This is a genomic window from Rothia sp. HMSC069C04 (genome assembly GCF_001812895.1).
GTDB lineage: Bacteria > Actinomycetota > Actinomycetes > Actinomycetales > Micrococcaceae > Rothia.
Genome location: NZ_KV810729.1, coordinates 39,274 through 49,063, shown reverse-complemented (window position 1 = coordinate 49,063; position 9,790 = coordinate 39,274). Strand labels below are relative to the sequence as shown.

Sequence of the window (9,790 nt, the reverse complement as noted above, 5' to 3'; positions counted from 1 at the left end):
ACCCATGCCGACTGGGGAGGAATCCCGCCGCAGCAGGTACGCCTCGACACCCTCATCACCACCCAAAAAACCCTCAACCTCGAGACCCTACTCGCCGAAGACTCCACCTTCTACGGCGACCTCTTCCCTCACGTCGTCAAATGGGGAGGCGAACTCTACCTCGAAGACGGCGTGCACCGCGCACTGCGTAACGCCCTGCACCGCCGCGCCGTCATGTATGCGCGCGTACTGGACCTGGACTCAATCTCCCCGGCGCTGCTGCCCGGCGCGTAAAAACCTACTCGCGTAAAAACCTAACCGCGTAAACGCCTACCCGAATACAGAAAATGCCGCGGACCGATGCAAAGAAGCATCAGGTCCGCGGCATTTTTGTGACGTATAACTGAGCTACGTTCCGCTACGCAGAGATACCACGCTTAGGACGCAACCTTCAGGCCCGCCTCCTGCACCGGGGATTGCTCCGGCAGGGACTCCTCGGAATCCAGGCGAACCGGGTTGCCCTCGGCGTCAAAACGCGCGCCCAGGCCCATCTGAATAAAACGGATAGTATTCAGAATCTGGCGCTCACGGGTTTCCTCATCCGGTGCGTCCTCGGCGCGACCGGCGCTTGAGGAGAGGGAGCCGTGCACGAGCATCGCCAGTTCGCGAATGTCGTTCTTCGGAATGTAGTTCTCGGCAATGGCGGCAGAAAGAATATGCGCGAGCACCATCTGCAGCTCGTGAACGTGCTTGCCGAGCTTCGCGTAGGACTCGGGGGAGAGCATGGAGCGCATCGCAGGGCCCGGAGGCAGGTGGCGGCGCGCCAGGTCGTTGATTTGCAAGCGAATGTAGACCGCGAGCTGGTCAATCGGGTTTTCGATGCCCTCCAGGCCGACGCGCAGCTCGTTGAGGAAGCGTTCGGTCTCGTCCAGGGCGTAGGCGACCAGCAGTTCGCCCATGTCGGCGAAGTAGTTGTAGACCGCGGTGCGGCCGATGCCGGCGTTCTTGGCGACGTCGGTCATGGTCAGGCCGGAGAGGCCGCGGTTGTAGAGGATCTCGCCGAAGGAGTTGAGGATGGCGCGCTTGGTGTTTTCGCGCTGGGCGGCGTTGGTTGCTGCAGAAATACGAGGCATAGTGACACTCTACCCCAAATCGTCAGCAAATGACGAATTTATTGAATGTGTCACCAAGAAATTTGCCCAATCCATGCGAATTTTCACAAATATGACAGAACGACCGGCACTACAAGAAGCCCAAACGCGTAGCAGCCGCCAAATCAGCACCCACCAACGACGCAATCGGATACCCCGTATGGCCACGCCCCGGAGTCACCTGCAACAAAGTCCGCGCACCCAAACCCTCGTAGAACGCACTACCCTCCTGCACCGCAATCCGCGCCGACCAACTCCCCTCAGAACTCGTCGCCATACGCCGACGACCCGACGGCGAACGCCCATCCAACACACCCACATGCCAGCTCATCAACAGATGCGCATGCGAAGAAGGATTCAGCGCAGCCCGCTCACGCACCCGAGCCGGCACGCCGTCAGCACCGCCTCCACCGATGAAAGTCGCGCCGCCTCCGCGAATCCAGTCAATATCGTGCGACAGCAGCTCGTAGCTGAGAAACTCCGCACCACCTGAATAGCCCGCAAGCCAGACGCGGCTCATATCCACCTTGTACGCCAGGGCAATCTCCTCAATGAGGGCGCGAACCATCCTGCCGTTCGAGCGGGCACGAACCCACCAGTTATAGGTCAGCGGAGGCGCATAAGAATCACCATCGGCCAGGCGCGGATCCCGCAAACTACCCGGCGACAACACCGGCACCGACAGCATATTGAACTCAGCCGCCACCTGCGCCAACTCGGCACGCAACGGGGAGTCGCGGCGCAACAGACGGCTACCCACACGGGAGAGGTGGTCGCCATCAAAATAGAACAGCACACCGGGCGCATACTCAGACTCGGACAGAAGGTGCAGGTTATCGACCCGATAGTAGATATTGCGGCCGCGATGCGTAAACGACCGGTAGCCGAGCAACTCAGACGAAGCCAGAAACACCGGCTCCAGCAGGGAAAGACCGGTGCGCACAGCCTGCGCCGCATAGGCAAAAAGCGGATGCAGACGCGGAATATGCGCGCTCAGCCGCCGCTGGTTACGGTGCAGCCGCCTCCGCGCTCGCCGTATAGAGCCCCGAATCGAGCGGCGCACCGAGGCACGCAGCACACGCCCCGTCTCCAGCGGGGACGCCACCTGCCCGGTACGGTGAGCGCCGCTGCGGTAAACCCCGCTGCGGTGAACTCTGCGGCTCAGTCTCTTCATATCTCCATTGTAAATGTGCGGGTTCTGCCGCTGCCGGGATAAGGCGGCTCCGCAGGCATCCCACGCCGGGTAACCGGGTGCATGCGGAGTCCACACTCTTGAAAGGCGTCCACACTCTTGAAAGAGGCGCAGAAACCTGCCGCCAGCACAGCATATAGGTACTATTAGATAGGCTCGGGTGGCAGACGAGCCGGTGAGTAGCGCCCTGCATAGCGCGCTCACCCACCACGCGTGAGGGCTCGTACCTTACGTGAAGAAACACATCGCATGAAGAAAGACTTGGGGAAAGTAATGGCTAAACCCGTTAGCGAATCTAAGGCTCAGACGAGCACCGTTACGGTGCCCTGGGCTGGTCGCCGCGGCTACTTTGATCTGCTGCTGGGCGCATCCTGCGTCATCCTAATCATCTCGAATATTGGTGCAACCAAGGGTGTGGAGTTCGGTCCGCTGCCCTTCGAACTGCCCCTGATTGGCTCGACCATTGTCACCGATGGTGGTTTCTTCCTTTTCCCGCTCGCCTACGTGATTGGCGACCTTCTTTCAGAGGTGTACGGCTTCAAGCGTGCCCGCCGCGCGATTGTAGCCTCCTTCGGCTCGGCTGCTTTTGCTGCCCTGTGCTTCTTGCTGATCGTGCACCTGCCCGCTGCGAGCTTCTACACCGGCCAGGAGGCATTCGCTAGCGTACTGGGCCCGGTCTGGCAGATTTTTGCGGGCTCCCTGCTCGGTTACCTCTTCGGCCAGACCCTGAATGCCTGGGTCATGGTGGCAATGAAGAAGGCAAGCAAGGGCCGTTTCCTGTGGCTGCGCATGATTGTCTCCACCCTGGTTGGTGAGCTGCTCGACACCCTCATCTTCTGCTCCATCGCGGCACCGGTGCTCGGCATCGACACCGTGGAGGCATTCATTAACTACGTACTGATCGGCTATATCTACAAGTGCCTGGTCGAGGTGCTCCTCATGCCGATTAGCTACCCGATTATTGGTTGGTTCAAGCGTCACGAACTCGAGTACGTGGCGTAAACTAACCTCCTTACAGCTGATGTGCGCAGCCGCCCGGCCTAACGCCTGGGCGGCATTGCCATTTCAGCTTTATTCAATACACAGCATGTCTAAGAAAGAGATACGTTATGTCTAAACTGCAGGGGAATATCCCCGAGCAGTCGGAGAAGAACGACTCGTTGAATCGTTCCCTCTCCCACGGCCAGTTGACCATGATTGCGATGGGCTTGGCGCTGGGTACGGGCCTGTTCCTGGGTTCCTCCTCCGCCATTAAAATTGCGGGCCCCGGCGCAATCATCTCTTACGCTATTGGTGCGATGATTGCGGCAACCATTGCTGCGTGCGCGGGCGAAATGTCCGTGCGTCACCCCGTCCAGGGCGGTTTCGGCACCATCGCGAGCCGATACCTGAACCCCTTTAGCGGCTACCTGACTCGCTGGGCGTATTGGGCATGCACCGTGCCGCTGGCTGGTGCTGAGCTGGTGGCGGTTGGCCACTACATGGCGTACTGGTTCCCGGATGTTCCCCTGGCTGTGTTCGTCGCTCTCTTCGGCGCGATTATTCTGGTGCTGAACCTGGTGAGCGTGAAGTCCTTCGGCGCCCTGGAGTTCCTGCTGTCTTCGATTAAGGTTTCTGCCGTCATCGTGTTCATGGTGATTGGTGTGCTGCTGGTGTTCGTGGGTCTGCCCGGTCACGCTGCGGCGGGTACCGCAAACCTCGTGAACGACGGCGGCTTCCTGCCCAACGGCCCGGCATCCATCTGGATTTCGATGGCTGTTGTCATGTTCTCCTTCGGCGGTGTGGAAATGATTTCTCTCTCCGCAGCGGAGGCGAAGGACCCGGCACGCTCGGTGGCAACCAGCGTGAAGGCAATGATTTGGCGCCTGTCCACCTTCTACGTGGTGTCCATGGCAATTATTCTGTGCCTGGTGCCCTGGCAGACCGCCGCACAGAACTCGGAGCTGACCGAGTCGCCGTTCGTGCTCGTCTTCTCTGAACTGGGTATCCCCTTCGCGGCGGACATCATGAACTTCGTGGTGCTCGTTGCTGCGCTCTCTGGCGCTAACGCCTCCCTGTACGCGGCAACCCGCCTGCTGCACGCCCTGGGCTCTGACCGCATGGCTCCCGCAGTGGCTGCCCGCACCTCCTCGCGCGGCGTACCGGTCGTGGCTCTGCTCATCTCCTTCACCGGCGTTGTCGTGGCAACCGTGATGGCTGTTGCCAAGATTGGTGACATCTTTGCCCTGCTCATGGCGCTGGTGACCCTGTGCATCCTGATTGTGTGGATCATGATTCTGCTGACCTACCAGGCGTACAAGAAGGACCAGAAGGATGCCTCCTCCTTCACCGTGCTGGGTGGCCGCGTCACCGCAGGTCTGGCTCTGGCGGGTGTCCTGGCGACCCTGGCGGCAATGTTCATGCTGCCCGGCTCGGGTGTCCAGGAATCCATCATGGTCGGTATCGTCTTCTTCGTGCTGATTTCTATTGGCTACGCCATCTCGTCGAAGGTTCAGGGCGGTTATGAGCGCCCCGACCTGGACGCTATGCACGCCGACGAGAACACCAGCGCGGCACAGCGCTAAATAGCGTGAAAGCCTCGCGAGACTAAAACATAGAAGGCACCGGATGGGGGAGTACCCCCGTTCGGTGCCTTTTCGCTTCTGTGCTCTAGACGGCGCCGTTCTGAGCGATGTGAGTGTGCCCGTAGAATAGTTAACTATTCGTACCCGTCAACGAGGTTAGAAGCCGCAGAAGCCGGGTGCGAGCACACATTGCACATCACGCCCCTAAGGCGTACTGACGGAAGGCACCTTCGTGTCCCACAACGACGATACCCGCAGCCACGCTGCAGCGGGGACCGCCGGATCGCGCACCCTGAAGCGTTCGCTGTCCCACGGACAGATGACCATGATTGTGATGGGTTCTGCGCTCGGTACGGGCCTCTTCTTGGGTTCGGGCACCGCCATTGCGATGGCTGGTCCTGCGGTCATTCTCACCTACGCTATTGGTTCTGCGCTCGCTTCGGTGATTGGCGCGGCAACCGGTGAAATGGCGGTTCGCTACCCTGTCCGCGGCGGTTTCGGCACTATCGCTACCCGCTACCTGGGCCCTTTCGCGGGCTTTTTGACTCGCATCGCCTACTGGACGGCGACTGTTCTGATTGCCGGCGTTGAGCTGGTGTCGGTGGCGACTTACCTGAATTATTGGTGGCCGCAGTTGCCTCTGTGGGTTGGTATTGCTGTGTTTGGTGTGGCGCTGATTGTGCTGAACCTGACGAGCGTGAAGTCTTTCGGCATGCTGGAGTTTTTCCTCTCGTCCATTAAGGTCATTTCGATTGTTGCCTTCCTGCTGGTGGGCCTGTGCCTGGTTTTCTTCGGTCTGCCCGGTCACGCCGCGGTGGGTACCGCGAACCTCTTCAACGACGGCGGTTTCATGCCGAACGGCCTCCAGTCGGTGTGGCTGTCGCTGGCTGTTGTGATGTTCTCCTTCGGTGGTATTGAGATGATCTCGATCTCTGCTGCGGAGGCGAAGGACCCCTCCCGTTCGGTGCGTTCCTCGGCGAAGGCGATGATGATTCGCCTGGCGACCTTCTACGTGCTGGCAGTTCTGATTGTTGTGGCTATTATTCCGTGGCGTTCGGCCTCGGGCATAGGCGATGCGGTGGATGCTTCCCCGTTCGTTCTGGTCTTTGAACAGCTCGGCATTCAGGGCGTGGCGCACTTCGTGAACTTTGTGGTGCTGATTGCGGCACTGTCGAGCGCGAACGCAAACCTGTACGCGGGTGCGCGTCTGCTACACTCCCTGGCGGCTGACGGCATGGCGCCTCGCCAGCTGGCTCAGGTGAACCGTGCTGGCGTTCCGGCTCGCGCCGTGTGGGCGTCGACCAGCGGCATGGTTATTGCTATTCTGCTGGCGCTGTACAGCCCGAAGGAAGCGTTCCTCTCCATGATTTTTGTGATCATGGTGTGCGCGCTGACCGTGTGGGTTCTGATTCTTTTCGCGTACATCGTGTACAAGCGTGTTGAGCCGGCGACCGATGGTTTCCGCCTGTGGGGTGGCCAGTTCACCGCAGCGGTGGGCGTTCTGCTGCTCTTCGCGGTGTGGGTTGCGCTCTTCATGGTGCGCGGTTCTATGGTTCCGGCAATTGTGGGCGTGGGCTACTTTGTGGTGCTGAGCCTGCTGTACTTTGCTCGTATCCGCCACACTCACGTGATTGATGAGCAGACCTTCGTGGAGGCTCAGCAGGCAACTGCCGAGTACGATGCCATGAAGTACGACGCTGATCATGCCCTGGAGACTGCGGCGAAGCTGGGCCGTTAGGTTCTGCAGCTGCCGGGAGGGCCGGTGTTGGGGCCTGCAGAGACTCCAACACAGTAATAAACGAAAAATACGGAAAATTTCTGGAATTCCTCGTAATAAAACCGTAAAAATGCAGTTGGCCCTCAGAGTGGGGTCTATCATAGACAGTGAACCGTATGATCTTGTATGCGTTCAAATGTCTGTGTGTTGGATGAGGCTCGAAAGCATCGTAGCTTTCGAGCCTCATCGCTTTAACTATCAAATATATTTCTAGCCCCCGAATCATTATCAGCTGATTCATTTGCTGTACCTTGCGGATTCGTACGAATAGCCGCCCCACAGCGGTGGGGGAGTAGAGTTAAAACCATGCAAAGCCACGAAAAGAACCGCGAAAACACCCCCGCCTCTGAGGTCGGTACCACCGACGAACTGCTGGTGCACGTACCCGCACGCTGGGGCGATATGGACGCCTACGGTCACGTCAACAACGTTGCCATCTTCTCGGTCATGGAAGAAGCCCGCGTGGCGCTCTTCGGCCCGCCGCCCTCCTCTGGGCAGAAGCCCACCGTGGCACCGCAGCCTCCGATTCCGCTTTTCGACCTGGTTGCCGAGGGCGTGCAGGCGCTTATTGCCGAGCACGGCATCCGCTACCTGGCTCAGCTACCCTACACCGGTGAGCCCGTGCCGGTGCGCCTGAGCGTGGAGAAGGTCAGCGCCGCATCCGTGCGGATTGGCTACTCGATTCTCTCCCCGGTGGACGGCCGCGAATGCGTGCGTGCCTTTACCGTGCTGGCGTTCTGGGATTCCGTGGCGGGGCGACTGACTCGACTCAGCCCCGAGCAGCGTGAACTGCTGAGCTCCTACTTGCCGCAGAAGTAGAGGGCGCTCCGCTGTAATAAACCGGTCTTGAACGGGGTCAAGCGTATGCTTTAAATACCTTCTGCAAAGGGTGCAAAAGGTTCATTCCCGGGAGAGATAACAATGTCGTTCCACCACACTCAGGCAGACTCCGCCAGCCGGGGTCGCCGCACGATGCGCGCCACCGGATGCGCCGCCGCCCTGCTCCTCGCCCTGACCGGCTGCTTTGGCGGTTCTCAGAGCGAAAACTCTTCGTCGAGCCCCAGCCCCTCCAACACGGCTAACCACTCGCAGTACCCGCTCCCTTCCTCCACCGCGTCGCCGACGAAGAAGACCGAGCCGACCGTCACCGAGACTCGGGTGTCCGCCCCCGCAGAGAGTGCCGAGGCGAAGGCGTCTGAATCCTCCGCACCCGCTGAGGCGAAGGCAACCTCTGCCGCGAACCCTACCGCCGCTGAGACTCCCCGCGCGCCCGAAAAGGTGGAGGCTGAGCGCGCCTCCGCCGGCGAGCGCTGCGGGCATATTGGGCGCAAAGGCTACCTGAAGACCGGCGCGGAAATCATGGTGCTGCGCGGTACCGTGGACTGCGCCCACGCCCTGGACGTGCTGACCGAGTACGTCACCACCCCGCGTGCCGACGACAACACGACCCAGCACCAGGTTGCGAAGGTTCAGGACGCCACCTGCTACTGGAACCCGCAGTACGAGATGGTTAAGAACCGTCGCGAGGATCGCGGCGCCCCCGAGTGCACCATCGGTGAGGATGTCGCCTTTGTGGCTCGCCTGGACAATCCGGATGCTCCCCAGATTCCCTTCCTCATGGAGCCCTCCTACTACGATTCCGGTGCCGGCTACTACCGTTTCAAGAGCGATGACGAGCGCACCCTCTGCGAGCTGAACCCCGCGGACGGAACCCTGGTGTGCGAGCGCCGCACCGGCGAGCAGACCGGCAACGGTAACGGTGCTGTCGGCCGCACTTTTGCCGGTCCGGTGGAGGTGACTCGCATGAACTTCCTGACCGGCGCCAGCGAGGTGAATACCGTGAATGAGTCCTCGGCTCTGCACGGGGAGACCACCACCGCAAACACGAAGATAATGCACGCCTTGGATGTGGTGATCTTGCCCGTTGCTGAGGGCAAGCAGCTGACCTGCTTGGGCGAGATTGAGACTGGCTCGATTAGCTGCCATGACGGAAACGGCCACACTATTCTGGTGCGTGGCAGGCACGAAGGCTAAGCGCCCGCGTCAGAATTATTGAGTTGCTAACGAGCTATCAATGAGTTGTGACTAGCTAAGGAGGGGCTCCCCGCACTGCCGGGGAGCCCCTCTTATTGCATTCCTCGTATTGCATTCTTCCCGCTGTGTCCCCTTCCCGCGGTGCCCCCATCCCGTTATACCCAGAGGGGTCACCCTGCGGGTCTCTAAGATGCCGTATATAGCTAGCTCACAGGTAGCGTCTTTAGAATACTGGTTAGGAACCCGAACCAATGACGCAGAAAGGTCACCATGCATCCGGCACAGAAGCACTCTACCCAGACTTCTTCTACTACCCTCCGTACCGCTCAGCGCTACAGCCCCGTAGCGCTCGGTGCCACGCTTCTGCTGGCGCTGTCGGCATGCTCCGGAGGCGCCACCACCGCCTCCCCGAGCGCCACCGCAATCCCTAGTCCCAGCGCTACGAGCGCGAAGGCGACCCCCACTCGCACCGTAACGGTCACTGAAAGCACCCCGACTGCCGGTACCGTGCACACCCCCACCGCGGCGGCTACCGTGAGCCCCGGAACCATCACCACCGCAAGCCCCACGGCGACCGCGCAGGCGAGTGCGGCGTCGAGCCCTTCCGCATCGGCTAAGGCGAATACTTCGGCGAGTGCAGTGGCGAGTGCGTCGAGCACCGCGAGCCTGTCCAGCTCGGACGTTCAGTCCGCGGGTGGTAGCTGCGGCAGCATGGATGCTACCGGCTACCTGAAGCATAATGCGACCGTGCAGGTAGCCTCTGGCGCGGTGGATTGCCTGTTTGCGCGTGAGCTGATCCGCCAGTTTGTGGTGCAGAACCCCGCCGAGGTGACCGATAAGGCGAATGGTGAGCGTACCGTCATGTCGGCGCGCTGCTACTGGAAGCCGGGCGACGGCGCGGATCGTGCGACCCCCGAGTGTGTGTCCCTGGATGGTGGCAGCACCGTCATTACCGTGAAGCTGACCAACTAGTTTACGATTCCCACCCGGCAAGGCACGGGTATTAAACACAAGCGCCGCGTTGACGTATCATTCGTCAACGCGGCGCTTTAGTATTCCCACCCGCAGGCGGGCAGAATCAGAGCTGGTGCGA

General features: G+C 60.5%; 9 protein-coding genes. 7 read left to right on the top strand and 2 right to left on the bottom strand.

Going from position 1 to position 9,790, the window contains the following annotated elements; all coding sequences use genetic code 11:
• Window positions 1-273 (top strand): type II toxin-antitoxin system VapB family antitoxin (locus HMPREF2879_RS02160; RefSeq protein ID WP_070634716.1); only part of this gene is annotated, 273 nt, incomplete at its 5' end.
• Window positions 274-416: 143 nt separating this feature from the next.
• Here the strand turns inward: HMPREF2879_RS02160 and HMPREF2879_RS02155 are convergent.
• Both HMPREF2879_RS02155 and HMPREF2879_RS02150 read right to left on the bottom strand, forming a co-directional pair.
• Window positions 417-1,112: a TetR/AcrR family transcriptional regulator gene (locus HMPREF2879_RS02155; RefSeq protein WP_005509262.1), complete on the bottom strand. Its 696-nt coding sequence runs from the start codon at window positions 1,110-1,112 to the stop codon at window positions 417-419.
• A 109-nt stretch (window positions 1,113-1,221) separates the two neighbouring features.
• Window positions 1,222-2,304 carry a hypothetical protein gene (locus HMPREF2879_RS02150; RefSeq protein ID WP_049360592.1) on the bottom strand — a complete coding sequence of 361 codons (1,083 nt, stop codon included), beginning with the start codon at window positions 2,302-2,304 and terminating at the stop codon, window positions 1,222-1,224.
• Window positions 2,305-2,595: 291 nt separating this feature from the next.
• Between HMPREF2879_RS02150 and HMPREF2879_RS02145 the strand changes: the two genes are divergently transcribed.
• From HMPREF2879_RS02145 to HMPREF2879_RS02120, 6 genes are all read left to right on the top strand, one after another.
• A complete protein-coding gene (locus HMPREF2879_RS02145) occupies window positions 2,596-3,324 on the top strand; it encodes a queuosine precursor transporter (protein ID WP_049353412.1) in 729 nt (242 codons plus the stop codon).
• 107 nt (window positions 3,325-3,431) lie between these two features.
• Entirely contained in the window at window positions 3,432-4,886 is a 1,455-nt protein-coding gene (locus HMPREF2879_RS02140; RefSeq protein ID WP_049360594.1) for an amino acid permease, read from the top strand.
• A 232-nt stretch (window positions 4,887-5,118) separates the two neighbouring features.
• Entirely contained in the window at window positions 5,119-6,624 is a 1,506-nt protein-coding gene (locus HMPREF2879_RS02135; protein ID WP_070634715.1) for an amino acid permease, read from the top strand.
• 345 nt (window positions 6,625-6,969) lie between these two features.
• Window positions 6,970-7,482 carry an acyl-CoA thioesterase gene (locus HMPREF2879_RS02130; RefSeq protein WP_049350503.1) on the top strand — a complete coding sequence of 171 codons (513 nt, stop codon included), beginning with the start codon at window positions 6,970-6,972 and terminating at the stop codon, window positions 7,480-7,482.
• Between the two features lie 102 nt (window positions 7,483-7,584).
• Window positions 7,585-8,697, top strand: coding sequence for a phosphoglycerol transferase (locus HMPREF2879_RS02125; protein ID WP_049360598.1), 1,113 nt, complete (start codon window positions 7,585-7,587; stop codon window positions 8,695-8,697).
• 270 nt (window positions 8,698-8,967) lie between these two features.
• Window positions 8,968-9,669, top strand: coding sequence for a hypothetical protein (locus HMPREF2879_RS02120; RefSeq protein ID WP_049360601.1), 702 nt, complete (start codon window positions 8,968-8,970; stop codon window positions 9,667-9,669).
• Window positions 9,670-9,790 lie beyond the last annotated feature (121 nt).

Coding starts and splice junctions, on each gene's coding strand:
- HMPREF2879_RS02145 (WP_049353412.1), top strand. CDS start 2,596: ATGGCTAAACCCGTTAGCGAATCTAAGGCTCAGACGAGCACCGTTACG.
- HMPREF2879_RS02120 (WP_049360601.1), top strand. CDS start 8,968: ATGCATCCGGCACAGAAGCACTCTACCCAGACTTCTTCTACTACCCTC.
- HMPREF2879_RS02155 (WP_005509262.1), bottom strand. CDS start 1,112: ATGCCTCGTATTTCTGCAGCAACCAACGCCGCCCAGCGCGAAAACACC.
- HMPREF2879_RS02150 (WP_049360592.1), bottom strand. CDS start 2,304: ATGAAGAGACTGAGCCGCAGAGTTCACCGCAGCGGGGTTTACCGCAGC.
- HMPREF2879_RS02140 (WP_049360594.1), top strand. CDS start 3,432: ATGTCTAAACTGCAGGGGAATATCCCCGAGCAGTCGGAGAAGAACGAC.
- HMPREF2879_RS02125 (WP_049360598.1), top strand. CDS start 7,585: ATGTCGTTCCACCACACTCAGGCAGACTCCGCCAGCCGGGGTCGCCGC.
- HMPREF2879_RS02130 (WP_049350503.1), top strand. CDS start 6,970: ATGCAAAGCCACGAAAAGAACCGCGAAAACACCCCCGCCTCTGAGGTC.